We start from the raw sequence: 25,717 nt of genomic DNA on the forward strand, positions 1-25,717 counted from the left end.
CGCTCAGAAACCGGGCAGGCCGAGGCCGCCCATGCCGCCGGTGACCGGGCCCATCTTCTTCTCAGTCAGCTCGCGGGCCGCGTCGGCGGCGTTGCGCACGGCCGCCACGACCAGGTCCTCCAGGGTCTCCATGTCGTCCGGGTCGACCGCCTTCGGGTCGATCTTGATCGCCTTCAGCTCGCCGGTGCCGTCGACCGTCGCGGTGACCAGCCCGCCACCGGCGGTCCCGGTCAGCTCCGCGTCGGCCAGCTCGGCCTGGGCCTTGGCGATCTGCTGCTGCATCTTCTGCGCCTGCTTCAGCATCTGCTGCATGTTCGGCTGTCCACCTGGGCGCACGGATGGCTCCTTCTCGCACTCGTCTGCTCGGCCGCGCCCAGCCTAGTCGGGCGGCGGCACCCGTCCCCGCCGGTCGCCCACGCGCCTCAGCGCGCGTCGACCTCGTCGATCTTCTCGGCGCCGAACGCCTCCCGGAGCAGCTGCACCGCCTGCTCCTCGCTCGACTGCCGGGCGGTCCGCTCGTCGATCACCTCGTCCAGCGGCTCGTCACCCGGGTCGAAACCCTCGTAGGCGGGAGCGGCCGGGGCGGCGCTCGCCCGGGCCCCGCCACCCCGGATCGGCCCGTCGTAGTCCGGGTCGTAGGGCGGCTCGCCGGCCCACTCCGGGTCGGCGGTCTTCCGCCCGGACGGCGCGGGCCGCGGTCCCCGACCCGCGCCGGCACCCGCCGCAGCCGCCCGGGCCGCCGCGATCGCGCTGCTCACCGGCGGTCCGCCGGTCGCGGCCGGGGTCGGCTGCGGCACCGGCCGGGGTACGGCGGGAGCCGCCGTGGCCGCCGGGGCGGCGACCGCCGTCGCGGTGGCCGTGGCACCACCCGGCCGGGCCGGCTCGGGCCACGCCTCCGCGTCGCCGGTCGCACCGCCGGGACCGGCCAACTCGGAACGCTGGTCGGCGCCGGGCGCGCTGCCGCCCGGGCGGGCCGGCTCGGGCCAGTCCTCGTCGTCGACCGGCGCACCCGACACGCCATCGCCACTGGCCATCTGGCTGCCGGAACCGGTCATGCCCGGCCCGGAAGCACCGGCGGACGCGCCGGCCGAAGCGTGGGACGCGCTCCCCACCGGGCCGCCAGCCGGTCCGGCGCTCCGACCCGGCGCACCGCCGGCACGACCTGCCGGCCCACCGGAGTTTCCGGCCGGGCCGCCGGAGCCGGCCTGACCCACGGAGCCAGACCCGGTGGCCTGACCCGGGCCGGCGACCGGCGCGGATGCTCCCGGACCACCGGACAGGTTCGGCGCACCGGACGGACCTTGGCCACCGGAGGGACCTGAGCCGCCGGACTCGCTCGGACCACCGGACGCGCTCGGACCGCCGGCCTGGGCGGACGAGCCTGGGCCACCGGGCTGCGCGGACGGGCCTGGGCCGCCGGCCTGGGTGGACGGGTCGCCGGACGGCGGTGCGGGAGCCGGGCGGGCGGGACGCGAGGAGCCGCCGAGCGACACCCCGCCCCGCTCGCCGGCCACCTCGCAGCGGATCTGCCAGCGACCGCCCAGCTCCTCGTAGAGCGCGTCGGTGAGCACCGCGGCGTGGTCCGACATCATCTTGGCCAGCACGGTCGACTTCACCGTCAGCACCAGGACGTCGCCGTCCAGCTCACGGACCACCGCGTCCCGCATCAGCGCGGCGATCCGCTTGTTGGTCCGGTTGACCTTGCCGACCACCTCGGGCCAGACCCGGCGTACCGCGACGGCGTCCAGCGCGCCGGGGGCGGCGGCACCGGGACGCGGCGGCTCGGGGTGCCGGGGTCGGGCATGACCGCCGACGGCGGCACGACCCGCCGGGGCGGGACCCCGGAATCCGGGCCGGCCGGACCAGCGGCGGCGACGCCGGCCGGCACGCCGCCACCGGGGCCAATGGATTCAGGGGCGGAACGGGCGGCGTTCGCCGAGTCGGGGACGGCCGGTGCGGAACGGGCGGCGGTCGCGGCGGCGCGGGCGGCAGCCGCCCCGGTCGGCGCGGCGGCGGCCGCCGGCGGGCCGGCGGTCTGCGGGTCGGACGCGGCGCTCGGGGCGGGCGGCTCCTGGCGTACCGGAGAAGGATGGGCGACCGGTACGGAGCCGGCGGCGGCCGGCGGCGGCTCGGAGCCACCCAGGGTGAGCCGGCGTTCCATCCGCTCCAGGCGCTGGAGCAGGCCACCGGTGGTGTCGTCCACGCCGGGCAGCAGCATCCGGGCGCAGATCAGCTCCAGCAGCAGCCGGGGCGCGGTGGTGCCGCGCATGTCGACCAGGCCGTTGTGCACGATGTCGGCGCAGCGGGACAGGGTGCCCGGGCCGAGCCGCTGGGCCTGGGCGGCCATCCGCTCGATCTGGTCGGACGGGCCGTCGATGAGCCCCTTGGTGGCGGCGTCCGGCACCTGCTGGAGCACGATCAGGTCCCGCAGGCGCTCCAGGAGGTCGGCGGCGAACCGGCGCGGGTCGTGCCCGGCCTCGGCCACCCGGTCGACGGTGGCGTACGCCGCCGCGCCGTCCCCGGCCGCGAGGGCGTCGCACATCTCGTCGATCAGCGCCGAGTCGGTGACCCCGAGCAGCGCGGCGGCCCGGGCGTAGCCGACCCCGTCGGGGCCGGCGCCCGCGATGAGCTGGTCGAGCACGGAGAGGCTGTCCCGGGCACTGCCGCCACCGGCGCGCACGACGAGCGGGAAGACGGCAGGGTCGACGGTCACGCCCTCGGCCTCGCAGAGCTGCTCCAGATAGGGCCGGAGCGTCTTCGGCGGGATCAGCCGGAACGGGTAGTGGTGGGTACGCGACTTGATCGTGCCGAGCACCTTCTCGGGCTCGGTGGTGGCGAAGATGAACTTGACGTACTCCGGGGGCTCCTCGACCAGCTTGAGCAGGGCGTTGAAGCCGGCCGACGAGACCATGTGCGCCTCGTCGATGACATAGATCTTGAAGCGGCTGCGGGCCGGTGCGAAGAACGCCTTCTCGCGCAGCTCCCGGGCGTCGTCGACGCCGCCGTGGCTGGCCGCGTCGATCTCGATGACGTCGATCGAGCCGGCGCCGTCGGTGGCCAGCGAGCGGCAGGACTCACACTGCCCGCACGGCTCCGGGGTCGGGCCCTGCTCGCAGTTGAGCGAGCGGGCCAGGATCCGGGCGCTGGAGGTCTTGCCGCAGCCCCGGGGGCCGGAGAAGAGGTACGCGTGGTTGAGCCGCCCGCTGCGCAACGCCTGCGACAGCGGTTCGGTGACGTGCTCCTGCCCGATGACCTCGGCGAACGTACGGGGCCGGTACTTGCGGTAAAGGGCCAGTGCCACCCGTCCCGCCTCCTCTCGACCGAGCCATTCTGCGCCGGTCAGGCGCGGGTGACCACCCACCACCCCGTGACCTGACCCGCAGGGACGTTACCGGCACCCGGAGACAGAAAGGCCCCCCGTGCACCCGTCAGAGCCCGCTTATCCTTGCTGCCTTCCGGCCCTGGGGAGGTTCACGAGATGCACGCCGCACGGGGGGTGCCGCCAAGCCTACCCGACCCGGCGTGGATCTTCAGGGGGTGGTGGGGTGGCCGGCCGTCACGGGACCTGTATCCTGGCTCGCGGAGGATTCGCCTAGAGGCCTAGGGCGCACGCTTGGAAAGCGTGTTGGGTTAACACCCTCACGAGTTCGAATCTCGTATCCTCCGCCTTCGACAAAGGGCCGGCCCGGTTCAGGGCCGGCCCTTTCTCGTTCCACGAGCCGCCACGGAGGCGTGCACCGGCGACATCGCGGCCCGGAACGCGGCGTCTGATCACCGCCAGACGGCCGGCCCGCCGCCGAGCAGGCTGGTGGCATGAGCGGAGTTCTGGACGGAAAAGTGGCGTTGGTGACCGGCGGCAGCCGGGGGATCGGGGCCGCGGTGGCCCTGCGGCTGGCCCGGGAGGGCGCCGACGTGGCGCTCACCTACGAGCAGCGCGCCGACCGCGCGACGGAGCTGGTCGAGCAGATCAAGGCGGTCGGGCGCCGGGCGTGGGCGGTACGGACGGACAGCGCGGACGAGACCGCCGTACGCGCCGCGGTGGACCGGACCGCCGCGGAGTTCGGCCGGCTGGACGTGCTGGTGAACAACGCCGGGGTGCTCCTGGTGGGCCCGGTGGAGGAGCTCGGTCCGGCCGAGTTCGACCGGACGGTGGCGGTCAACGTGCGAGCGCCGTACGTGGCCTCGCAGGCGGCGGCCCGGCACATGACCGAGGGTGGGCGGATCATCAGCATCGGCAGCAACATGGCGGAGCGGACGGTGTTCCCCGGTTTCGCCCTGTACGCCCTGAGCAAGACCGCCCTGGTCGGCCTGACCAAGGGTCTCGGCCGGGAGCTGGGTGAGCGGGGCATCACGGTGAACCTGGTGAATCCGGGACCGACCGACACCGACGCCAACCCGGCCGACGGGCCGAACGCGGGAACCGTCCGGGGCTTCACCGCGCTGGGCCGGTACGCCGCGCCGGCCGACATCGCCGGCGCCGTGGCCTTCCTGGCCGGGCCGGACGGCGGCTACGTCACCGGCGCGACGCTGAACGTCGACGGCGGCTTCACCATCTGACCCGTGACGGTGCGGCGCGCAGCTGCTCCCGTGGCTCGCGCCGCACCGTCGCTCTGGAGCGGTTCAGCTTCGTTTGCTGCAAACAGATGGGCAATGAGCAAGTCGAAGACGACCGGAGCGCAGATTTGAGGCTTGACAAGTTAACCGGTTCATCAGCACCATCGTCGATATCTTTCTCTGGTCCGGCCGTCGGGGGCAACCGGCAGCCGGGCCGGTCCGGGCAGAGCTGGGTGACCACCACAGGGACGCGCCACGTCCGTACCCACCACCACCCGTACGGGAGATCCTGATGACCCATCGCACCCGCACGCGGGCCTGCCTGGCCGGGGCGGCGGCAGCCGTCACCGTGCTGGCCGGCACCCTCGTGACGATGCCGTCCGCGCAGGCCGCGGCCGGCACCTGCTCGGTCCAGTACCAGGTCACCAACGACTGGGGTTCCGGCGCGACCACGAACCTGACCGTCACCAACCTCAGCGCCACCCCGGTCAACGGCTGGACCCTCGCCTGGACCTTCCCCGGCAACCAGGTCGTCGGCGACATCTGGAACGCCACCAAGACCCAGTCCGGCGCGAACGTCACCGCCACCAACGTCAGCTACAGCGCCGGGATCCCGGCGAACGGCGGCACGGTCAGCTTCGGCTTCAACGTGACCTACAGCGGGTCGAACCCGGCCCCGACCGCGTTCACGCTCAACGGGGCGGCCTGCGGCGACCCGACGCCCGGTCCGAGCGGCACCCCGACCGGCACGCCCAGCCCCGGCCCGACGAGCCCGAGCCCGAACCCGAGCCCGAGCAGCACCGCGCCGGCCGGCAACCTGGCGTTGAACCGGCCGACCACCGCCTCGTCGAACGAGAGCACCAGCCTCAGCTCGAACCTGGCGGTCGACGGGAACGGCGGGACCCGCTGGTCCAGCCTCTACACCGACCCGCAGTGGATCCAGGTGGACCTGGGTGCGACGTACCCGATCTCGCTGGTCCGGCTCCGCTGGGAGGCCGCCTACGGCAGGGCGTACCAGATCCAGACCTCGACGGACGGGACCAGCTGGACCCCGGTCTACAGCACCACCAGCGGCGACGGCGGCACCGACGACCTGGCGGTGACCGGCAGCGGCCGGTACGTCCGGATGTCCGGCACCGCGCGCGGCACCGCCTGGGGTTACTCGCTCTACGAGTTCGAGGTGTACGCGGTCAAGCCGCCCACCCCGCCCGGCCCCAACTGCGGCCAGGAGCCGGCCGACCCGCAGGCGAACTCGAAGGTCCGCAACCTGATCTGCTACCTGAAGACGCACTCCTACGTCAGCGGGCAGACCGACCTGCCGGACGCCGACAAGGTGCAGCAGCTGACCGGCCGCTACCCGGCGATCGTGGCGTTCGACTTCATGGAGTACACCAAGGGCAGCATCCAGACCCAGCAGGTGATCGACTGGGCGAAGAACCGCAAGGGCATCGTCGCCTTCCAGTGGCACTGGTACTGCCCGCGCGGCGGCAACTACTCCGCCCCGTGCGACTTCCAGCCCGACCTGAACAACCCGTCGTCGCAGCTCTACAAGGACATCGACCTGGTGGTGGCCGAGCTGAAGAAGATGGGCGACGCCGGAGTGCCGGTGCTGTTCCGGCCGCTGCACGAGGCCAACAACAACTACATGTGGTGGACCAAGAAGGGTCAGGACGCCTACAAGCAGCTCTGGCGGCTGATCTACCAGCGCGCCCAGCTCGCCGGGGCGCACAACATCGTCTGGGTCTTCAACGGCATGGCCTCCGGCCAGGGCAGCTCGCTGGCGTCCTGGTACCCGGGCGACGCCTACGTCGACCTGGTCACCTCCGACTACTTCCAGAGCTGGAGCGACTTCGACACGACGAAGGCGGTCAGCAGCAGCAAGACCACCGGGGTGGCGGAGACGTTCAGCCCGCTGAACCCGTCGTCCGACCCGGCCTGGCCGTACTTCGTGGTCTGGGCGTCCCGCGACTGGGCCGGCAGCGGCAAGGACGTGGCCGGTCTGTGGAAGACCGCGATGGCGAACCCGAAGACCATCTCCATCGACCAACTGCCGGACATGTCCGCCTGGTGATGACCTGACCGCAAAGGGGCCGGCTCCGCGCGGAGCCGGCCCCTTTGCGGGTACGGACCCGGTTGCGATGATCTGTGCCGGGGCACCCGGACCGGCAACGGCGGATCCGTCGTACACATGTTCCATCCACAGGCTGTGGACGGCGAGAGGATCGGATGAGTTACCAGCTCAGCGCGGTGGTGGCCGACGTGGACCTGTTGCGCGAGCAGACCGCCGAGTTGGACCACGCGGTGCTCGGCGCGCTGCGACAGGACTTCGCGCTGCTACCGGTGACGCCGCAGCTGGTGCAGGAGCTGACCGGCGCGCTGCCGGACTTCGCGGTCGAGGAGCCGTCGGCCGAGCAGCCGTTCCAGCTCGTCCTCTCGCCCCTGCTGGCGGAGCTGTTGGCCGGCTGGTCGCGGCGGGGACCGGTGGCGTATCTGGAGGCGGAGTTCGCCGGCGGGCTGGGCCATCAGGCGTCGGTGGTGTGGCTGGGCGGCGAGGTGAGCTGGGGCCCGCACTTCGACGACGCCCTGGACCGGCCGCGCGAGCAATGGCCGATCAACGAGGCGCTCGCCCGGCTGGGTGCCGAGCCGGGACCGTGGATCGACCCGTTCGCCGAGCTGGGCCTGCACCTGGAGCGGGACACCGCCGGCTGGCTGGCGCACGGCCGGCGCGGGCTGTCCGCCGACTACTGGGACGAGCTGGCCGAGGAGTGGGAACTCCGGCAATCCGGCCGGCACCAGCAACCTGATCGCCCCGGTCCCGTTGGGGACTGGGGGATTCCATGAAATTGCGACAATTTGCTTTTATCACTGTGCTGCTGGTGGCCGCGTCGGCGGCCGGCAGCGGCGTACGTCCACTCGGGCCGCAGGTGCCGGTCCGCCCGATCGGGGCCGCCGAGGTGGTCAGCCTCGACGGGTTGGACGACATCGAGTTCGGCGCCACCGAGGAGGAGCTGGTCCGGCGCGGGGTGCTGCACACCGGGACCGACTCCTGCGGTTCCGCGCTCACCGGCCACGGCGACGTCAGCCCGGTCTTCGTCGACGACCGGCTGGTGCTGCTCTGGCTGGACGACCCGATGAGCACGCCGGAGGGGATCACCGTCGGCACCCCGGTCGACGAGGTACGGGCCAGCTATCCGACGGCCGTCCCGCTGCACGCGCCACGGCGGACCGAACGGTTCGACGGTCTGCTCGTCCGCAACGGCGACCGCGCCTACCTCTTCCTGCACGACGGGACGACCGTCCGGGAGATCATCGCCGGGTACGCCGAGTGGGCGCGACGCCTCTTCGACGAGGCGTACGGCCCCTGCTGACCGGCTGACCGGAGATGACGAAGCGCCCGGGATCCCCGGGCGCTTCGGTTGGCGGTGGCGGCGGGATTTGAACCCGCGGAGGGCGTAAACCCTCACACGCTTTCGAGGCGTGCTCCTTAGGCCACTCGGACACGCCACCGCCGACGAGGGTACAGGACCCCGGGTTGGGACGCCGAACCGGTATCCCCGTCGTCGGCCTGGCAGGATCTTTGCCATGAGTACGCACATCGGCGCTAAGCCGGGAGAGATCGCCGAGCGGGTCCTGATGCCGGGCGACCCGCTGCGGGCCAAGTGGATCGCGGAGACCTACCTCGAGGGCGCCACCTGCTACTCGACGGTCCGCGGCATGCTGGGTTTCACCGGTCGCTGGAACGGCGTCGAGGTCTCCGTCCAGGGTTCCGGCATGGGCATGCCCTCCGCCTCCATCTACGCCCACGAGCTGATCAACGAGTACGGCGTGAAGACGCTGATCCGGGTGGGTTCCTGCGGGGCCCTCTCCGAGGAGCTCCAGCTGCGCGACGTGGTCGCCGCGATCGGGTCGTCCACCGACTCGAACATGAACCGGATGCGGTTCGACGGGCTGATCGACTACGCCCCGGTCGCCGACTTCGGGCTGCTGCGTACCTCGGTCGACGTGGCCGAGCGGCGCGGCATCAGCATGCGGGTCGGACCGATCCTGGCGGCGGACGCCTTCTACACCGACCGGCCGGACCTCTACGACACGCTCGCCGACTACGGCGTCCTGGCGGTGGAGATGGAGTCGGCGGCGCTCTACACGATCGCGGCCCGGTTCAAGGCCCGGGCGCTGACCATCCTGACCGTCAGCGACCACATCAAGACCGGCGAGAAGACCACTTCGCAGGAGCGGGAGCAGACCTTCGGCCAGATGGTCGAGATCGCCCTCGACACGGTCATCGCCTGATCCGGCGTGTTAACAGGGGCCCCTTCATATACCGGAGGCGTTAAGAGGGGGCCCCTCCTTACCTGAAGAAGGCGCGCAGCAGGGCCGCGCTCTCGGTCTCCAGCACACCGGCGTAGACCTCCGGCCGGTGGGTGAGGCGACGGTCCCGCAGCACGTCCCAGAGCGAGCCGACGGCACCGGTCTTCGGCTCCCACGCGCCGAAGACCACCGTCGAGATCCGGGCCAGCGCGATCGCGCCCGCGCACATCGTGCACGGTTCCAGGGTCACCACCAGCGTGCAGTCCTCCAGCCGCCAGCGGCCCAGCCGCTCGGCGGCGCGGCGCAGCGCCAGCACCTCGGCGTGCGCGGTCGGGTCACCGGTCAGTTCCCGCTCGTTGCGCCCGACGGCCAGTTCCGTGCCGTCCGGGCCATAGAGCACCGCGCCGACCGGGACGTCCTCGACGGCGTCCGGGCCGGTCGTGCCGACCGTGTCCGGGCCGGTGACGGCGACCTCCAGGGCCCGCCGCATCCAGCGTTCGTGCCGCTGCCGCCGGCCGGTCCCGTCCGGGTCGGCCAGACCCTCGTCAGCGCCCGGCCCGACCCGGCCGACCGCGCCGGGCGTGGGCTGCCCCGGGCGTACGGTCTCCAGCGCCGGGTCGGTGACGTCGGCCGGCTCGCCGCCGACCGGTCCGAGCCCGTCCGGGTCAGACCTCACGCAGCTCCTCGACCTCGTCGGCGCAGCCGAGCACCTGGCAGATCTCGGCGGTGACGTCGCCCGGCAGCATCCCCTCGTGGGCGCAGAGGTTCAGCAGCTTCTGCGCGGAGATGCCCAGGTCGGCGAGGATGTCGGCGTCGCCGACCGGGTCGGCCTCCGGGTCCACCGCCGGCTGTTCCGTCTCGTCGTCACCGCCGGTGGCCGGGCGCGGCTCGTCGCCGTCGTCTATCCCGGTGACCGACGTCTTCAGGTCACCGACCAGCAGGGCACCCAGCTTGGACTCCTCCGCGTACGCGGAGTCCGAACCGAAGATCCGCAGGTCCTCGCCCTCGTCCAGGCGCAGGATCACCAGGTAGGCGTCGTCGGCCTCGACGAAGAGCAGCGACAGGTCGGCCTCCAGCTCGACGTCGCGCAGCCGGTCGGCGACCTCGTCGATGTCGGTGGCACCGCGCAGGTTCACCTCCGCGGCGGTCCAGCCGCCCTCGTCGCGCGCCACGGCAGCAGCGAAGTACGACACGGTCCCCCCAAAATTGGCCTCGGCAGCACGCCGACTCGTTACGCGTGCACGTTAACCGGTCGCGTCGGCGGGCGACCGGTCAACGCCCCGAAGGGCCGCTCAATCCCGGTGAAAGTGGCTCGACCCGGGACGGTCGCCGGGTGGCGATGAGCTGCCGCAGCTGATCGGTACGGACCCGCTGTGGCCGCACCCGCTGTCGTACCGTGCGGGCACCGGCCAACTCGGCGAGGAGTTGCAGGCGGCGGCGGCATCGCTCGGGGTCGAGCTGCGGGGTGTCCCAGGCCATATTGCGAGCGTGGACCGTCACAGCGGGTACGTCAAGGTGCTCTTCGCTGCGCAGCGGAACCGGTACGCCACGTCACCAGAGCGGCCAGTCACCGGCCTGTGCCCAGCGCACCGCCAGCACCGCCGCGGCGATGCTCCAGCCGCCCGCGGTGACGATGGCGATGCCCGTCGCCACGCCCCGGTCGCCGTACCGGACGAGGGCCAGGGCGGCCAGCCAGGCCAGCCCGCCGGCCACCACCGTCCACCACGCGTAGCCCGCCACGTCGTGCCCGAGCAGGCCGAAGAGGACCAGCCAGAGCGCGGTCAGCGCGCCGCCCGCGGCCACCCCGCCACCGGTGACCGGGTACGGCTCCCGCCAGGTGGGTCGGGTCGGCGGCCCGGACGGGAAGAGCCCCGACGGGACGTGCGGCATCGGACGGGCCCCGCCGGACGGCGGCTCACCGGGACCGGCGTTCCAGTTCATCGCCCTGCTCCCTTCACGGACCGTACCCGGCACGTCGCCACGAACGGTGACGCTGAGCGACCGCCCGGGTGTCGACGCGGTGCCACGCCGTTCGGCTTTCGTCCCTACGGTAGTGGTCTGTCAGGATGTCCGAATGCGCTCGCGATCGATCGGACGCCGCCGCGCGCGTTCGGCGTACCCGGTCCTGCTGCTGCTCGCCCCGGCGCTGGTCGCCGGTTGCGCGTCCGGCGCCCGCCCCTCGGCGTCGCCGTCGAGCGTCTGGGCAGGTCCGTCCGCGATGGCGACGGCCGAGCAGCCGCCCGCCACCCGGGCGACGCCGGCGCCGAGCCCCGCTGCCCCGACGCCGTCGCCGACCCGTACCGACCTGCGACACGTCTTCCCGGTCCGCGCCGGCAACGTCGACTACCACCCGACCCACTCCGCGTACCCGGGGACGGACATCTTCGCCGACTGCGGCGAGCCGGTGGTCGCGGTCACCGACGGGAAGATCCTCGAGGTGAGCCGGGTGGACCGGTTCGACAAGCGCGGCCCGTTGGGGCCGTACAACGGGGGGCTCTCGGTGTCGCTGCTCGGCGACGACGGGGTCCGCTACTACGGCTCGCACCTGAGCGCCATCGCCACCGGCATCAGCGCCGGCGTACGGGTCGAGGCCGGTCGGCAGCTCGGCCGCGTCGGGCACACCGGGAACGCGAACAACGTCTGCCACCTGCACTTCGGTCTCTCCCCGGCGTGCCGGGGCCACGACGACTGGTGGATCCGGCGCGGGGTGGTCTGGCCGGCCCGCTACCTGGACTCGTGGCGGAAGCGGGGCAACCGGTCGCCCGCCGCGGAGGTGGTGGCCTGGCAGCGCAGGCACGGCTGCCCGAAGGCCCCGACCACCACCAGCGGCGCCGGCTGACGGTCGTCCACCGGGGACGCCGGTCGCCCGGCGTGGGACACCCCGCGAACGCCGGCCCGGGCGCGTAGGTTGCAAGGCATGAGCGCCCGGGACCCGATCGCCGACCTGCGCCGGATCGCCTTCCTGCTGGAACGGGCCAACGAGGCCACCTACCGGGTCCGGGCGTTCCGCTCGGCCGCCACGGCGCTCGCCGCGCTGCCCGCGTCGGAGCTGGCGGAGCGGGCGCGGACCGGGAAGCTGACCGAGCTGCCGGGCGTCGGTGACGTCACGGCCCGCTGCGTGGCGGAGTCGCTGGCCGGCGAGGAGCCGGTCTATCTGCGCCGGCTGGTCGCCACCGAGGGCACCGACCTGGACGCCGCCGCGACCGCGCTGCGGGAGGCGCTGCGCGGCGACTGCCACACCCATTCCGACTGGTCGGACGGCGGGTCGCCGATCGAGGAGATGGCGCTCGCGGCGGTCGAGCTGGGCCACGAGTACGTGGTGCTGACCGACCACTCGCCCCGGTTGAAGGTGGCCCGGGGGCTGACCGCGGACCGGCTGCGCAAGCAGCTCGACCACGTGGCGGCGGTGAACGACGCGCTGCCGAAGGGCTTCCGCATTCTCACCGGCATCGAGGTCAACATCCTGGCGGACGGTTCGCTGGACCAGGACGAGGAGTTGCTGGCCCGCCTCGACGTGGTGGTCGGTTCGGTGCACAGTGGCCTGAACGACGAGCGGGCGAAGATGACCCGGCGGATGCTGACCGCAGTGGCCAATCCGCACCTGGACATCCTCGGTCACTGCACGGGCCGGATGGTGTCGTCCCGGCCGGCCGGGGTGAAGGGGCCGGGTGACCGGGCGCACCGGCCGCGTACCCGGGCGGAGAGCGACTTCGACGCGGACGCGGTCTTCGCGGCCTGCGCGGAGCACGACGTCGCCGTCGAGATCAACTCCCGGCCGGAGCGGCAGGACCCGCCGAAGCGGCTGATCCGCCGGGCCCTGGAGGCGGGCTGCCGGTTCGCCATCAACACCGACGCGCACGCGCCCGGCCAGCTCGACTGGCAGCGGTTCGGCTGCGAGCGGGCGGCGCTCTGCGGCGTACCGGCCGACCGGGTGGTCAACACCTGGAGGGCCGACCGGCTGGTGAAGTGGACGCACACCCGCCGCTGACCCGCCACGGGCAGGCGATCGGACGGTCGGCCCGGCCCGCCCGGCGGCAGCCGGCCGTCAGGTGCGGGTGGCCGGCTCGACGGCGGGCACGGCCGGCGTACCGGCGCTGACCGGGGTGGCCCGGCGTCGGCGGCCGACGACGCCCTGGGCGATCGCCACGCCGAGCAGCACGACCAGCGCGCCGACCGGCTGGTGCCAGTTCATCCGCTCGCCGAGCACCACGGCTCCGACCAGCACCGCGAAGACCGGGATCAGGTAGGTCACCGTGGAGGCGGTGCTCGCACCGGCCACCCGGATGTTGCGCAGGTTGATCACGAAGGCCAGCCCGGTGCCGAGCGCGCCGAGGGCCAGCACACTGCCGACCACCCGGGCGGAGAGCCCGGTCGGCACCGGCGGGGCGCCGGCCACCAGCGGCGCCACCACCGCGAGTTGCGCGGTCGCGACCAGCAGCTGCGCCGCCGAGAGGGAGAGGCCGGAGTACGCGCTGCCGGCGACGAACTTCTTCTGGTACGGGATGGCCACGCCGTAGCAGGCCGCCGCGCCCAGACACATGAGCTGGCCGGTGAAGTGTGCCCCGCCCACGCCCTCCCAGACGCCCAGCACCACCAGCACGCCGAGGAAGCCCAGCCCCAGCCCGACCCCCCGCCGCACGGTCAACCGCTCGGTACGGAACACGAGCACCGCCAGCGGCAGCACGATCAGCGGGGTGGTGGCGTTCCAGATGCCCGCGAGCATCGACTCGACCCGCTGCTCACCGAAGCCGAAGAGGGTGAACGGGATCGCCACGCCGAACGCGGCGATGACCACCATGTGTGCCCAGACCCGGGGCTCGCGGGGCAGCCGGTCGCGGAGCACGGCGAGCACCACCAGCAGGGTCACCGCCCCGGTGGCCACCCGGTAGAGGGTGAGGTGCAACGGGTGCAGCTCGGCGACCGCGACCTTGATGAACAGGAAGCTGGAACCCCAGATCACACCGAGCGCCACGAACCCGGGCAGCCAGCTGCGCAGCGCCGCCCGGTCAGGAGTGAAGTCCGTTGTCACCCCTGACACTCTGCCCGAGCCGTACGACGAAGTCCCGCGAAAATCGGACGCCGTGTCGACCACCACAGCAACCGCCTCACATTGGAGGCGTTGACCAGCTCAGGAGGTGGGCAGGATGGCCATGCCGCAGAAGTTCGACCCGCTCTACGACCTGGACGGCGAGTGGACGACACAGCTGGCTGACCGCTTCCTTCCGACGCGCGAACTACCCGACGCGCGGTACGAGTGCGTAGATGGAAGGCTGGTCATGACCCCAGCGGACGCCGGCGCGAACAGCTTCGGCGAAGCGAAGCTGATTCGGATCCTCGGCCCGGCGGCGGAGGCTGCGGGGCTCTACGTCTATGGCCAGGTCAACCTGACGTTCAACCCGCGCAGTTGGATCCAGCCGGACCTGACCGTGCTGCACACCGTGCCGAAGACGGACGACGAGGACCGGTGGGTCCCCGGGCAGTACTGCACGATGGCGGTGGAGTTCGTCTCTCCCGCCGGCCGACAGCAGGACTTCGTGGACAAGCCGCGCCGCTGCGCCGAGAACGGCGTGCCGTACTTCATGCGGGTCGAGATCGTCCGACGGTTGCGACACGTCTCCGTCGAGCTGCACTCCCTGGGCGACGCGGGTGCCTACGTCCCGTTGGCAGCGGCGACCGGCGGGCACCGGCTCCAGGCCGACGTGCCGTTTGCGATCGACTTCGATCCGGCGGAGCTGCTGCCCTGAACACGGCAAACGGGGTCGACAGCGGGGCACCCGGTTCCCGTAGGGTCACAGCGTGGGACGAATCGATGACCTCGCCAACCGTTACGTGGCCGACTGGGCGCCGCTGAGCCCGACCGGCGCCACCTACGTCGGCATCGCCGGCTACGACGACCAGCTGGACGACCTCTCCCCCGAGGGCTACGCGGCCCGCGCCGAGCTGACCCGGCGCACCCTGGCCGACCTCGACGTGACCGAGCCCGACTCGGAGTCGGAGCGGACCGCCAAGGAGGCCATGCAGGAGCGCCTCGGCCTGGAGCTCGCCCGGCACGAGGCCGGCGAGACGACCAGCGAGGTCAACGTGATCGCCAGTGGGCTCCATGAGATCCGCATGGTCTTCGACCTGATGCCGACCGAGGGCGACGACGCGAAGGCCAACGTCGCCGCCCGGCTCAACCGGTTCGCCGGGGCGCTGGAGGGCTACAAGACGACCCTGCGGGAGGCGGCGGCCGCCGGCCGGGTCAGCTCCCGGGCCCAGCTGGTGGAGGTCGCCAAGCAGTGCGACGTCTGGACCGACCCGGCGGGCGACAACTTCTTCCACGGTCTGGTCGAGCGGCTCGGGGCAGAGGGCACGCTCGGCGCCGAGCTGCGCAAGGGTGCCGCCGCGGCCACCGCCGCCACCGCCGGGTTCGGCGAGTTCCTCCGCACCGAGTTGGCCCCGCAGGGTCGGGAGAAGCAGGCCGCCGGCCGCGAGCGCTACGAGTTGGCCTCGCAGTACTTCCTCGGCGCGAAGGTCGACCTCGACGAGACGTACGCCTGGGGTTTCGCGGAGCTGGCCCGGCTCGAGGCGGAGATGCGGACGGTGGCCGGCCGGATCGCCGGCCCCGGTGCCACGGTCGACGAGGCCGTGGCCAGGCTGGACGCCGACCCGGCGCGGACGATCCAGGGCAAGGAGGCGTTCCGGGACTGGATGCAGGCGCTCGCCGACAAGGCGATCAGCGAGCTGCACGGCACCCACTTCGACATCCCGGAGCAGGTCCGCCGGATCGAGTGCTGCCTCGCCCCGACCAGCGACGGCTCCATCTACTACACCGGCCCCAGCGAGGACTTCTCCCGCCCGGGGCGGATGTGGTGGGCGGTGCCGCAGGGCATCACCGACTTCTCCACCTGGCGCGAGGTGACCACGGTCTACCACGAGGGCGTGCCGGGTCACCACCTCCAGGTCGCGCAGACCGCGGTCCGGGCCGAGCTGCTCAACCGCTGGCAGCGGCTGCTCTGCTGGGTGTCCGGGCACGGTGAGGGCTGGGCGCTCTATTCGGAGCGTCTGATGGACGACCTGGGCTATCTGGAGGACCCGGGCGACAAGCTCGGCATGCTGGACGGGCAGGCGTTCCGCGCGGCCCGGGTGATCGTCGACATCGGCATGCACCTGGAGCTGGAGATCCCGAAGGACAATCCGTTCGGGTTCCACCCGGGCGAGCGGTGGACGCCGGAGCTGGGCTGGGAGTTCATGCGGGCGCACTGCCGAGTGCCGGACGAGAACCTGCGGTTCGAGCTGAACCGCTATCTGGGCTGGCCGGGGCAGGCTCCGTCGTACAAGGTGGGCGAGCGGATCTGGCTGCAGGCCCGGGACGAGGCGAAGGCCCGCAAGGGCGCCGACTTCGACCTGAAGGAGTTCCACCGGCAGGCGCTCGACCTTGGCTCGCTGGGGCTGGACCCGCTGCGCCGGGCGTTGGCCCGCCTCTGAGTGGTGGGACCGGGGGCGGGTGGATCGACCCGCCCCCGGTGCCCGGTGGTGGTGGGACGGAGGTCAGACGAGGCTGAGTTCCAGCGTGGGCCGGGCGGTCAGCGTGTTCGAGTCGACGAAGGCCAGGTCGATCACCGGGTCGGTGAAGGTGATCGGGATCGGCGAGGTGATCGGGATGCCGTCCGGGAACGGCAGGTCCGGGGTCAGCGTGATCTTGATGCCGAGCAGCCGGCCGACGAACCGGGTCGCATAGAACGCCACGTCGCCCTGCACGGTCAGCCGGTCGGTCGCGTACTGCTGGTGACGGCCGGCGGGACCGTCCGCGACCAGCTTGAAGTCGTCGGTCACCGCCTTGGCCATGCTGAACTTCAACGCCTTCAGGGTGCCGTTCGCGGTCGGCAGCTCGACGATCCCCTCGAAGCGCAGCCCGGTCATGGTGACCTTCGAACCGGTCAGCTTGGACGGCCGCTGCGCCACCCTCGGCTGCCCCGGCTCCGGGGCGATCTTCGGCATCAGCCGGCCCGGCTCGACGGTCCGGGACGGGCCCGGCTGCACCGGCGGGCAGCCGGTGGGGGCACCGGACGGGCGGCCGGCGGTCGGCGTCGGCCGGGCCGACGCGCGAGGCGTCCCGGTCGCGCTCGGCCTCGGGCTCGCCGACGGGCTCACGGTCGGGCTCGCGGTCGGCGTGCTCCGCTGACCACCGGTGAGCAGGTCCCCGATGCCGTGCAGGATGTCGGTGATGATGTTGCCGCCCGAGCTGGGCGTGGGCGACGGGCTCGGGCCGGCCGTGGGCGTCGCGGGCGGCGTGCCGGGACCGCGCGGGGTGGACGGCGTGGGGGTGCCGGACGGCTTCGAGGCGCCGGCGGTGGGCGTAGGGCAGGCGGTCGGGGCGGTGACGGGTGCCGCCGGAGCGGCCTGCACCGGTGCCGGTCGGGCGATCATCAGGCCACCGGCGGAGAGGCCGAGCACCACCAGCACCACCCCGAGGTGGCGGGCATCCGGGTGTCCCCCGACCGCCGGACCGGCGGCACCGGGCGCGGGTGGGACCGCACTCGCGCCCGGTGCCACCGGAGCCCACACCGGCGCCACCTCGTCGCGCGGCCGGGGTACGTCGGGCAGCGGCTCGCCCGCCCGGTCGTCGGGTTCCGGCCCGGTCGGGTCGGACGACCCGACGGGCGGGGCGGTGGCGTCGGGGCCGGCCGGGGCGGGGCGGCTGATCGGGGTCCACGCGAACGCGAGGGCGCTGCCGACCAGGCCGAGCAGCAGGCCGACGAAGAACCCGCCGAGGTTGAGGCCCATCAGCGAATAGATCGTGGTGACCGCCGCGACGATCGAATAGAACAGCCGCTGGGCCGGGCTGAACCAGAGCAGCAGCGCGCAAGTGACCAGGATGATCGGGATGAGCAGGGAATACAGGCCGGTCGCTCCGCTGTGGAAGCTCAGGCCGTTGATCGTCATCCGGGTGGAGGCGAACATCTCCACCCCGGCCAGCGCGGTGAACAGGCCGCCCCAGAACGGCCGGCTCCGCCGCCAGCGGCGGAAGCCCTGCCACACCCGGCCGACGCCACCGGCGCGGACGTGTTGCGGATCGGCGGTTGTCACGTACTCCTCCTGGCGGCGCTGGGGGACGAGGGACCGGGAGCGGCCCGCGGCGGGTGCGCGCCGCGGGCCGCGGCTCAGCTCAGAAGCACTCCTTGTCCTTCGCGGCGTCCCCGACGTTGACCTTGAGCCGCAGCCCGGTCAGGTTGAAGGTGGCGGCGGTGGTGTAGCGGGACACCTGCCGCAGGCCGAGGATCGTGACGTGCTTGGAGTTCTGGCCGAAGGACCCGGCCTGCGCGGTCGGGTTCAGGTCGGTGGCGTCCCGGCCGATCTTGATGTCGGTGAAGGTGGCGTCGCCCTCCAGGGTGTCCATCGCGATCAGCATGTCCTTGGCGGTCGCCGGGTCCTTGTCGCCGGCGTTGATGGTGAGCACCACCGGGAGGCCGGGCAGGTCCGCACGGACCGACTGGCAGAGCTTGTACAGGTCGGCGCTGCCGATCTCGGAGAGGGCGACGGGGTGGACCTTGCCGTTCTTCTCCCGGACGATGCCGCCGTACTGCTTGAAGCCCTCCCCCTCCAGCCGCTCGGCCCCGATCTTGAAGGTCTGGCCGGAGACGGTGATGTCAGAGGCGATGGCGCCGCTCTGCATGCCGAACAGGATGGCACCGACCGCTGCGGTCGCGGGCACCATCATCGCGGCGAATCGCCGCCAGCGGGTACGTCCGGAATTGTCGACCGGATCCTGCACGGCTTCCTCCTCTGGTGGGGGCTGCTGCTCTTCGGGGTGGCCGGTCGGCGGTGGTGGCCCCGGGCCGGGCCGCAGCACCTGTTACCGGCGGGTAACGAACGTGCGGCCTGATGGTGCACCCGATGAGGCGCGGGTCACAAGGGCTCGGCTACCGATTGGTAACCGACGGACCGGGAGCGGCAACCCGTCCACTCACTCCGGGTGCACCGCATCGCGTACCTCTGACCAGCGAAAAGCCGACCAAGGGAGCGTGGCCCGCCACCGAAGGTCACGCTGAGCAGCGAAACCATCGACACGTCACGATTTCGTAACGAGTGCGCAGGGTGACGACGGAGGTGGCGGAGCGGAAACCCCGAGGGGCGGACCGGAGAACCGGTCCGCCCCTCGGGGTCCGCCGTACGGCGGGTTGTCGTGCTCGCGGGTCAGTGCTCCCGCCCGACCTCGGTGTCCGCGCCACTGGCGGGTGCCCCCGCGGTCACCTCGTCGCGCTCCGGCGCCGCCGACTGCGCCGGCACGTCGTCGACCACGTCGTCCGCCCGGTGCCGGGCGGCGGCGGTGGACCGACGGCCGGCCAGGAACAGCCACAGGCCGGCGATCAGCGCCAGCGCGCCGAGCACCGCCAGGGCCAGCGGCAGCGTACGACCGACCAGGTTGAGCTGGTCACGGGTCTTGCCGGCCGACTCGGCGCTGTTGGCGATGGTCTTGTCGTTGTAGACGAAGTCCGCGTCCAGCAGGGTCGTCGGCGTGCCACCGTCCGGCATCAGCATTTTCTTCTGCTGCTCACGCACCTTGATGTAGTTGCCGCTCACCGGCTCGACCCAGAGCGTGCGGGTGTTGGAGTACATCACCTTGCCGCTCGTCGCGGTCGGTGCGAACGTGCCGAGCAGGAAGCTCAGCTTGTCCGCCGCCGGACTCACGTCGGTCTCCGGGATCACCTGCTCGAACCGGTACACCTCGGTGCCCTTGATCGTCTCGGTGCCCTTGAAGCTGATCGGCACCGCCTTGCGCAGGTCCCGGTCGAAGTACTGGTAGGTCTTCTTCTCGGTGTGGAAGGGGAACTTGTAGATCTGCCCGGCGAAGGTGACCTCGTCCGGACCGTCCGGACCGTCGGCCTGGAGGTACTGCTTGTCCCAGGCCACCGCGGCGGCAGTCTCGCGGTCGATGGCGAACTCGGCCGCGTACTGGCTGATCACCTCGTTCTTCTCGGCCCACTTGACGGTGCCGTAGCCGTCCCAGACGACCGCCTTGCCGTCGAGCTTGCCGGTCATCGCCTTCTCGGTCGTCTCGGCCTGCGGCGCCACCTCGGTGGTGGCCTCCAGCGTGCCGGTCTGGACCGTCGGCGGGGTGTCCTTCTTGAGCTGCAGGAACTTCGCGTTCTCGGCGACGGCGACGCTCGGTTTCAAACAGCCCTCCGGCTTACCGTCGGCGTTGCACAACTGCAGGTCGTACGGCAGCTTCGTCACCGTCGGCGCCACGTAGAACGCCACCCCGGCGGCGACCACGAGGCACAGAACTCCTATGCCGAACAGCAGGGCCCCCAAGCGAGCCTTCACTGATCCTCCTCAACAAAGACAGTCAGCCGGTGTCCGGCGAGCGGTCTGGTCCCTAAACTTGGCCGCACGTTACTCCCCGGTTACTTATTCACGCGACCCTCTGGACGGCTGATGTCTGCGCCAATTCCGCAACAAGTGATGCGTCGGCTACCCGCGCTCGACGCCGTGCGGATCATCGGCGCGCTCGCCGTGGTCGGTCACCACGTGGGCTTCGCGACCGGCCGCAACACCGGCGACAGCGCGCTCGGGGCGTGGCTGTCCCGACTCGACGTGGGCGTCGCGATCTTCTTCGTGCTCTCCGGTTTCCTGCTCTTCCGGCCGTACGCCCAGGCGCTGGCGACCGACCGGCCACGGCCGCGCACCGGCCGCTACCTGTGGCGACGCGCCACCCGGATCCTGCCGGCCTACTGGGTGACCGTGGTGGTGTGCCTGCTCGTGCTGCCGCAGAACCGCCCGGCGTCGACCGGCGACTGGCTGCGGCACGCCACCCTGACCCAGATCTACCAGCACGGGCAGCTCCGCCACGGGCTCAGCCAGACCTGGAGCCTGGCCACCGAGGTCGCCTTCTATCTGGCCCTGCCGGTGCTGGCCACGCTGCTGCTGGGCCACCGCTGGCGACCCGGCCGGGCGGTCACCGTCGCGGTCGCCGGGCTCGCCGTCACCGCGGGGTGGCTCGCCCTGATGGCCGCCGGCCTGCTCAACATGGGCCTGCACACCATGTGGCTGCCCTCGTACGCCGGCTGGTTCGCCGCCGGCATGGCGCTGGCCACCGTGCACGTGTCGTTGCGTACCCACGGCGACGCTCGCTGGCGCTGGCTGGACGACCTCGGGGCCGCCCCGCTGGCCTGCTGGGCGGTGGCCCTCGCCGCGCTGGCCGTCGCCACCACCCCCGTGGTCGGCCCGCGCGACCTGGCCGAGCCGACCGCCGCCCAGTTCGGCCTCAAGCTGGTGCTCTACGCGGTCGTCGCGGTGATGGTGGTGCTGCCGGTCGCGTTCGGTCCGGAGACCCGCACCATGGCCGTCCTCGGCAGCGGGCCCGGCCGGTGGCTCGGCCGGATGTCGTACGGGCTCTTCCTCTGGCACCCGTTCGTGCTGGAGGCCATCTACGTGCTCACCGACCGGCCCGAGTTCACCGGCGACCCGCTGGACATCTTTCTGCTCACCACGCTGGGCGGGCTGTTCCTCGCCACCGTCAGCTACTACCTGATCGAACGCCCCTTCCAGCAGTGGGGCAGTCAGTGGCCGGGCCGGCGGCGCAGCACCACCGAGACCCAGAGCGCCGTGGCGGTGGCGACCGCCGCCAACTGAGGCGCCACGGCGGTGTGGCCGCCGAGGGTGACCGCGTACCAGGCGGCCACGGCGAAGGTGCCGACCGGCAACCAGCGCAGCAGCGCCTGGTAGAGGCCGCGCGCCCGACGCCGGTCCGGCGGGTGCAGGTGCGGTTCCAGTCCCCGGGCCAGCAGCAGCAGGACCGCCCAGAGCAGCGCCACCCCCACCGCCGCCGGGCCACCGACCAGCAGCAGGGCCGCCCCGCCGAAGACGGCGACCAGCAGCCGCCGGCCCCGCCGGGCGGGCACCCGCACGGCCACCGGTACGGCCCTGCGCCGGCCCGGCAGCACCGCCACGACGGCCACCCCGGCCAGCAGCAGCGCACCCGCGCTCAACGCCAGCACGTACCCGTTGTCGGGGGCGAACCGCAGCACCACCTCGCCGGTCAGCCCCGCCGGCACCAGCCAGCCCTGCTGCCAGCCGTCCACCACGAACGGGGTGAGCGTCCGGCCGCCCGCGGTCGCCACCCAGCCGGCGTTCGCGTTCTCCCGCAGGGCGAGCACCCGCTGGTCCGGGTACGCGTCCAGGTGCAGCCTCCGCTCACCCGCCGACCAGCGGTCGATCCGCACCGGGGTCCGGACGACGGTCGGCGTACCACCGGCACCGGCGACGGTCGAGCCGCCGGCGCCGGCCGGCTGCCCGGCACCCGGGGTCAGGACGAGTTGCGTCGGCGTGGCCAGTCGGCTCCCCGTCGCCACCACCCGCACCTCCCCGGCGGCCAGGGCGAGCGGCACCCGCGCCGGCGGACCGCAGAGTCGCGCGTCGACCTCGCTCAACTCCAGCAGCTGCCGACGGCTGACGTCCAGCGTGGTCTGCCGCCGTACGCCACCCACCTGCACCGTGGGACCGCTGCCGCAGGGCAGGGTCACCCGCTGGTCGGGCGGGTAGCGCAGCACCGGCGGGTCGGCGAGCACGGTCAGCTCGCCGATCCCGACCGGCAGGTTCTGGGTGAGCCGCCGGTACGGGTCGTACGACCGGGCCGGGACCACGTCGGAGATCAGCACGGTGATCTCGTTGCTGCGCAGCGGGCGGTCGAAGATGACGGTGCCGCCCTCGTCCAGCGCGCCGCCGCGCATGCCACCGTCCCCGATCACGGTCACCTGCCAGGGTCGGGCCGCGGCGGCGGTCGGCGGCAGGGTGATCCGCAGGCCGCTGATCGTGCGCGCCCTCGGCCAGGTCAGCCGCACCCAGGGTTGGCGGTCCGAGTCCGCGGCGTACCAGGTGGTGGCCGGATCACCGTCGACCACCGCGCCGGGCCGGGCGGTCGGGTGCAGCACACCGGCGCTCGACGCGATGACCACCGGCGTGACGCCCCGGGTCACCGCGGCCCGCCCGCCCGCGTCGAGCAGGTCGTTGAGTTCCCCGCCCGGTCGGGGGCGCACCCGCAGCGCCAGCTGGTAGTCGGCGGCCACCGGCAGGTCGACCGTCCGGTCGATCCGGTTGCCGTCCTCCGAGTCCCGGGCCAGCCCGCCGTCGCAGATCGGCCGTCCCTGGTCGAAGACGCAGGCCGGGGCGTCCGGCGCGGCGGTCAGCACGACCCCGGCCGGGCGGTCGGTGGCCGGTGGCGCCGGCACGTCCAGCGTGCGCTGCGCGGTGACGCCGGGGATGGACAGCTCGGCGATGCCCACGCCGCCGAAACCGGCCCGGATGTCGAAGACCTGGTCGATGGAGACCCGTACCCGGCGGGTGGGGTAGCCGGCGGGCAGCGTGACCAGGGTGGTCTGGCCGGGGTTGTCGACCACGGTCTGCTGCCGGCCGGCGCTCACGGTGATCCTGGTGGGTACGGAGTCGGCGCCGGTGTCGAAGCTGATCCGCACCTGGCCGACCGCTTGCGGCTCGGTCAGCTCCACCTCGAACCACTGCTGGGTGGCCACCGTCCCGGGTGCCGACCGCCAGGAGGTGTTCGGGTCACCGTCGAGCGCCGCGTACGGCTGGTGCGCGGGCCGGCCACCGACCAGGGGCTGGGCGTCGGACCAGGAACTCGACGCGGTGACGCCCTCGATGCCCAGGTAGCGCACCGTGGTGGCCTGCGCGTCACCCCATTCGGGCAGGTAGTCCCGGGCGGGTGCGCCGAGCTGCGCCCGCTCCGTGCCGGTCATGGTGGCGGAGACGTTGTCGTGCGGCTGGCCGAAGGCCACCTCCCGGCGGCGCATCCCGTCGGTGAGCAGCACCGGCCCACCGGTCAACTCCTTCGGCCGGTCGCCGGCCAGCACCGTGGGCGCGTCCGTGAGTCGTCCTGCCGCCGCCGCCCAGAGCAGCGACTCGGGTCCGCCGACGACCGTGGTCAGCCCGGCCGCGTCGTACGCGGCGACGGGGCTGACCGGGCCGGTCACCTCGTACACCTCCAGGGCGGGGACCTGGACGTCCAGGCCACGGTCCACGAAGTTGCCGGGGAGCTGACCGCCGCCGACCTGCGGTCCGAAGGCGCGTACCGCCCGGATGCCGGGCGACCGTTTCAGCGCCTGGCGGACCACCACCGGCTGGGTGGCACCGGAGTGCCCGTAGTCCAGGTCGGAGCGGAGCAGCAGGTAGCGGACGCCGGAGCGGGCCAGCAACGCGGCCAGGCCGGGCGAGCCCTCCCCGTTGGCGAGCGCCGACTCGACGGCGTCCAGCAGCCGGATGGTTCCCGGCGGGGTGAGCGGTACCGAGCTGCGTACCCCCCAGGGGGTCTCCAGCAGCGGCTGGGTGATCTCGTCGCTCGGGCTGCCCCACAGATAGCGGGGGAAGCGGGCCGCCGGCACGACCAGCACCCGGTCCTCGCCGACGTTCCGGTCCAGCCAGGAGGTGGCCTGCCGCCAGTAGCCGGGGACGTCCCGGAAGCTGCCCTGCGCGGCCAGCCCACCGGCGAGCGCCGGGCTGGCCACCGCCGCCACCGCGACCAGGGCGGTCCCGGTCAGCAGGGTGGCCCGCAGGCGGACCGGTTGCAGCTGGCGCGGCAGTCCCGGGTTCAGCTCCGGCCGGTCGGCGACCCGGGCGGCCCGGAGCACCAGGCCGACCAGGTGGGCCAGGCCGAGGATCAGCGGCAGCCGCAGCACCACGTCGAACTTGTGCACGTTGCGCAGCGGCGCGCCGGCCGCGTCGAGGAACGTCCGCTGGGTCTGCGCGCCGAAGCCGTCGATCGTGGCGACGTGGCCGAGCCCGACCAGGGCCAGCCCGACCAGCAGGCCGGTGATGAGGAACCGCCGGTGCGGCATGCCGCGGCGGGCCAGGCCGGCGATGCCCAGACCGGCCACGAGCAGGGTCGCGACGACCAGGGGCCGCTCGGTGGCCAACCGCCAGCCCGCCGTCCACGGCGGGCCGTACGCGCCGTTGAGGTACGCGTGCCAGTGCGACGCGCCGCGCAGCACGGTGACCATGTCGGTGGGGCCGGTGGTGACCGGCCCGGTCTCGATGTAGTCGAGGAACGGCGGGCTGTACCGGCCGAGCAGCAGCAGCGGGATCAGCCACCAGGCGGTCGCGGCGGCCACCGCCAGGCCCCAGGCCAGCAGCGCCTTGACCCGCAGCCGCGCCGGGTGCAGGCCGAGCAGCCAGAGCCCGGCCAGCGGCACCACGGCGAGCACGGCGGTGGCGTTGACCCCGCCCGCGCACGCCACCACCAGGGCGGAACGGGTCACGGCGCGGCGTACCGGCACCCCGTCGGCGAGCCCGATCAGCGGGACCAGCACCCAGGGGGCGAGCGCGCTCGGCCACGCCTCCACCGAGATCGGGCCGAGTTCGGTGAGCAGCCGGGGGGAGAGCGCGAACGCGACCCCGGCCAGCAGCCGGGCCCAGGGCGTGCCGATGTGCAGCCGCCCGGCCAGCCGGACCACACCGGTGCAGGCCACGATCATCAGCAGCGCCCACCAGAGCCGCTGCACCACCCAGGCCGGTACGGCGAGCAGCTTGCCGAGAAGGAAGAACGGTCCCATCGGCCAGAGATATCCGTACGCCTGATTCTGCAGCTGCCCGAAGGTCCCGTCCGGGTCCCAGACGTGCAGCGCCCGGCTCAACCATCCGGCCGGATCGATCGCCAGGTCGACCTTGGTGTCGATGGCGATCAGGCCCGGGTCCTGGATGAACGCGAGCGCGGTCAAACCAAGACAGACCGCAACCAATCGAAGGCGCCAGACGGCCTTCGATGTCCGCTCCGTCCCTTCGACCGGCTCCCGACGGCCCGGCGCCTGCAGCATCTCGCCTCCGATCGGGCATTGCGGGTTCCGTGACGCAGCCCATAGTGTGA

The 25,717-nt window shown here is 72.9% G+C and carries 19 protein-coding genes, 2 tRNA genes, 1 other RNA gene and 1 pseudogene; 11 read left to right on the top strand and 12 right to left on the bottom strand.

Going from position 1 to position 25,717, the window contains the following annotated elements; all coding sequences use genetic code 11:
* Window positions 1-3: 3 nt before the first annotated feature.
* The 3 genes and pseudogenes from MRQ36_RS11685 to ffs all read right to left on the bottom strand — a co-directional run bounded on the left by MRQ36_RS11685 (window position 4) and on the right by ffs (window position 3,499).
* Entirely contained in the window at window positions 4-312 is a 309-nt protein-coding gene (locus MRQ36_RS11685) for a YbaB/EbfC family nucleoid-associated protein (protein ID WP_242794944.1), read from the bottom strand.
* A gap of 110 nt (window positions 313-422) precedes the next feature.
* A pseudogene (locus MRQ36_RS11690) lies at window positions 423-3,301 on the bottom strand (DNA polymerase III subunit gamma and tau).
* A 107-nt stretch (window positions 3,302-3,408) separates the two neighbouring features.
* Window positions 3,409-3,499, bottom strand: an RNA gene (gene ffs / locus MRQ36_RS11695) — signal recognition particle sRNA small type.
* A gap of 82 nt (window positions 3,500-3,581) precedes the next feature.
* Between ffs and MRQ36_RS11700 the strand changes: the two genes are divergently transcribed.
* The 5 genes from MRQ36_RS11700 (at window position 3,582) to MRQ36_RS11720 (ending at window position 7,922) form a co-directional block, all read left to right on the top strand.
* A tRNA-Ser gene (locus tag MRQ36_RS11700) sits at window positions 3,582-3,666 on the top strand.
* A 147-nt stretch (window positions 3,667-3,813) separates the two neighbouring features.
* A complete protein-coding gene (locus MRQ36_RS11705; protein ID WP_242794946.1) occupies window positions 3,814-4,557 on the top strand; it encodes a 3-oxoacyl-ACP reductase family protein in 744 nt (247 codons plus the stop codon).
* A 289-nt stretch (window positions 4,558-4,846) separates the two neighbouring features.
* Complete coding sequence (locus tag MRQ36_RS11710; RefSeq protein WP_242794948.1) at window positions 4,847-6,625, top strand: glycosyl hydrolase; 1,779 nt, start codon at window positions 4,847-4,849, stop codon at window positions 6,623-6,625.
* A 155-nt stretch (window positions 6,626-6,780) separates the two neighbouring features.
* The gene (locus tag MRQ36_RS11715) at window positions 6,781-7,395 is read left to right on the top strand and encodes a hypothetical protein (RefSeq protein ID WP_242794950.1); all 615 of its coding nucleotides are present in this window, start codon (window positions 6,781-6,783) and stop codon (window positions 7,393-7,395) included.
* A gap of 32 nt (window positions 7,396-7,427) precedes the next feature.
* Window positions 7,428-7,922 carry a hypothetical protein gene (locus MRQ36_RS11720; RefSeq protein ID WP_374251114.1) on the top strand — a complete coding sequence of 165 codons (495 nt, stop codon included), beginning with the start codon at window positions 7,428-7,430 and terminating at the stop codon, window positions 7,920-7,922.
* A gap of 49 nt (window positions 7,923-7,971) precedes the next feature.
* On the opposite strand, the gene MRQ36_RS11725 is transcribed toward MRQ36_RS11720, so the two are convergent.
* Window positions 7,972-8,061 (bottom strand) — tRNA-Ser (locus MRQ36_RS11725).
* A gap of 75 nt (window positions 8,062-8,136) precedes the next feature.
* On the opposite strand from MRQ36_RS11725, the gene deoD reads away from it, so the two are divergent.
* Window positions 8,137-8,844, top strand: coding sequence for a purine-nucleoside phosphorylase (deoD, locus tag MRQ36_RS11730; protein ID WP_242794954.1), 708 nt, complete (start codon window positions 8,137-8,139; stop codon window positions 8,842-8,844).
* Window positions 8,845-8,902: 58 nt separating this feature from the next.
* Here deoD and MRQ36_RS11735 read toward each other — a convergent pair whose 3' ends face one another.
* The 3 genes from MRQ36_RS11735 to MRQ36_RS11745 all read right to left on the bottom strand — a co-directional run bounded on the left by MRQ36_RS11735 (window position 8,903) and on the right by MRQ36_RS11745 (window position 10,803).
* Entirely contained in the window at window positions 8,903-9,352 is a 450-nt protein-coding gene (locus MRQ36_RS11735; protein ID WP_242801034.1) for a nucleoside deaminase, read from the bottom strand.
* Between the two features lie 175 nt (window positions 9,353-9,527).
* Window positions 9,528-10,055 carry a tRNA adenosine deaminase-associated protein gene (locus MRQ36_RS11740; RefSeq protein WP_242794957.1) on the bottom strand — a complete coding sequence of 176 codons (528 nt, stop codon included), beginning with the start codon at window positions 10,053-10,055 and terminating at the stop codon, window positions 9,528-9,530.
* Window positions 10,056-10,413: 358 nt separating this feature from the next.
* The gene (locus tag MRQ36_RS11745) at window positions 10,414-10,803 is read right to left on the bottom strand and encodes a hypothetical protein (protein ID WP_374250012.1); all 390 of its coding nucleotides are present in this window, start codon (window positions 10,801-10,803) and stop codon (window positions 10,414-10,416) included.
* A 133-nt stretch (window positions 10,804-10,936) separates the two neighbouring features.
* Here MRQ36_RS11745 and MRQ36_RS11750 point away from each other — a divergent pair, with 133 nt between their 5' ends.
* Window positions 10,937-11,701, top strand: a complete 765-nt coding sequence (locus tag MRQ36_RS11750; RefSeq protein ID WP_242794959.1) for a M23 family metallopeptidase — start codon at window positions 10,937-10,939, stop codon at window positions 11,699-11,701.
* Between the two features lie 78 nt (window positions 11,702-11,779).
* The gene (locus MRQ36_RS11755) at window positions 11,780-12,850 is read left to right on the top strand and encodes a PHP domain-containing protein (protein ID WP_242794961.1); all 1,071 of its coding nucleotides are present in this window, start codon (window positions 11,780-11,782) and stop codon (window positions 12,848-12,850) included.
* A gap of 57 nt (window positions 12,851-12,907) precedes the next feature.
* Here the strand turns inward: MRQ36_RS11755 and MRQ36_RS11760 are convergent, their stop codons facing one another.
* On the bottom strand, window positions 12,908-13,891 hold the full coding sequence (locus tag MRQ36_RS11760; RefSeq protein ID WP_242794963.1) for a DMT family transporter: 984 nt from the start codon (window positions 13,889-13,891) through the stop codon (window positions 12,908-12,910).
* 115 nt (window positions 13,892-14,006) lie between these two features.
* Here MRQ36_RS11760 and MRQ36_RS11765 point away from each other — a divergent pair, with 115 nt between their 5' ends.
* Window positions 14,007-14,606 (top strand): Uma2 family endonuclease, encoded by a 600-nt coding sequence (locus MRQ36_RS11765; RefSeq protein WP_242794965.1) that lies wholly within the window; start codon window positions 14,007-14,009, stop codon window positions 14,604-14,606.
* 52 nt (window positions 14,607-14,658) lie between these two features.
* A complete protein-coding gene (locus MRQ36_RS11770) occupies window positions 14,659-16,329 on the top strand; it encodes a DUF885 domain-containing protein (protein WP_242794967.1) in 1,671 nt (556 codons plus the stop codon).
* 63 nt (window positions 16,330-16,392) lie between these two features.
* Here the strand turns inward: MRQ36_RS11770 and MRQ36_RS11775 are convergent, their stop codons facing one another.
* The 3 genes from MRQ36_RS11775 to MRQ36_RS11785 all read right to left on the bottom strand — a co-directional run bounded on the left by MRQ36_RS11775 (window position 16,393) and on the right by MRQ36_RS11785 (window position 20,169).
* The gene (locus MRQ36_RS11775; RefSeq protein WP_242794971.1) at window positions 16,393-17,931 is read right to left on the bottom strand and encodes a DUF6114 domain-containing protein; all 1,539 of its coding nucleotides are present in this window, start codon (window positions 17,929-17,931) and stop codon (window positions 16,393-16,395) included.
* A 79-nt stretch (window positions 17,932-18,010) separates the two neighbouring features.
* Window positions 18,011-18,616: a DUF6230 family protein gene (locus tag MRQ36_RS11780; RefSeq protein WP_242794972.1), complete on the bottom strand. Its 606-nt coding sequence runs from the start codon at window positions 18,614-18,616 to the stop codon at window positions 18,011-18,013.
* 422 nt (window positions 18,617-19,038) lie between these two features.
* Window positions 19,039-20,169 (bottom strand): DUF3068 domain-containing protein, encoded by a 1,131-nt coding sequence (locus MRQ36_RS11785; RefSeq protein ID WP_242794975.1) that lies wholly within the window; start codon window positions 20,167-20,169, stop codon window positions 19,039-19,041.
* A gap of 111 nt (window positions 20,170-20,280) precedes the next feature.
* On the opposite strand from MRQ36_RS11785, the gene MRQ36_RS11790 reads away from it, so the two are divergent.
* Complete coding sequence (locus MRQ36_RS11790) at window positions 20,281-21,477, top strand: acyltransferase family protein (RefSeq protein ID WP_374250015.1); 1,197 nt, start codon at window positions 20,281-20,283, stop codon at window positions 21,475-21,477.
* Here MRQ36_RS11790 and MRQ36_RS11795 read toward each other — a convergent pair.
* Window positions 21,405-25,571 carry an alpha-(1->3)-arabinofuranosyltransferase gene (locus tag MRQ36_RS11795; protein WP_242794979.1) on the bottom strand — a complete coding sequence of 1,389 codons (4,167 nt, stop codon included), beginning with the start codon at window positions 25,569-25,571 and terminating at the stop codon, window positions 21,405-21,407. The two genes, MRQ36_RS11790 and MRQ36_RS11795, sit on opposite strands and share 73 nt — an antisense overlap.
* Window positions 25,572-25,717: the final 146 nt, after the last annotated feature.

The sequence above is a fragment of the Micromonospora sp. R77 genome, assembly GCF_022747945.1.
Taxonomy (GTDB): domain Bacteria; phylum Actinomycetota; class Actinomycetes; order Mycobacteriales; family Micromonosporaceae; genus Micromonospora.

Bases quoted from the DNA above. Each gene is read 5' to 3' on its own strand.
- deoD (WP_242794954.1), top strand. From the start codon at position 8,137: ATGAGTACGCACATCGGCGCTAAGCCGGGAGAGATCGCCGAGCGGGTC.
- MRQ36_RS11705 (WP_242794946.1), top strand. From the start codon at position 3,814: ATGAGCGGAGTTCTGGACGGAAAAGTGGCGTTGGTGACCGGCGGCAGC.
- MRQ36_RS11745 (WP_374250012.1), bottom strand. From the start codon at position 10,803: ATGAACTGGAACGCCGGTCCCGGTGAGCCGCCGTCCGGCGGGGCCCGT.
- MRQ36_RS11715 (WP_242794950.1), top strand. From the start codon at position 6,781: ATGAGTTACCAGCTCAGCGCGGTGGTGGCCGACGTGGACCTGTTGCGC.
- MRQ36_RS11735 (WP_242801034.1), bottom strand. From the start codon at position 9,352: ATGCGGCGGGCCCTGGAGGTCGCCGTCACCGGCCCGGACACGGTCGGC.
- MRQ36_RS11755 (WP_242794961.1), top strand. From the start codon at position 11,780: ATGAGCGCCCGGGACCCGATCGCCGACCTGCGCCGGATCGCCTTCCTG.
- MRQ36_RS11710 (WP_242794948.1), top strand. From the start codon at position 4,847: ATGACCCATCGCACCCGCACGCGGGCCTGCCTGGCCGGGGCGGCGGCA.
- MRQ36_RS11685 (WP_242794944.1), bottom strand. From the start codon at position 312: ATGCAGCAGATGCTGAAGCAGGCGCAGAAGATGCAGCAGCAGATCGCC.
- MRQ36_RS11790 (WP_374250015.1), top strand. From the start codon at position 20,281: ATGTCTGCGCCAATTCCGCAACAAGTGATGCGTCGGCTACCCGCGCTC.
- MRQ36_RS11750 (WP_242794959.1), top strand. From the start codon at position 10,937: ATGCGCTCGCGATCGATCGGACGCCGCCGCGCGCGTTCGGCGTACCCG.
- MRQ36_RS11765 (WP_242794965.1), top strand. From the start codon at position 14,007: ATGGCCATGCCGCAGAAGTTCGACCCGCTCTACGACCTGGACGGCGAG.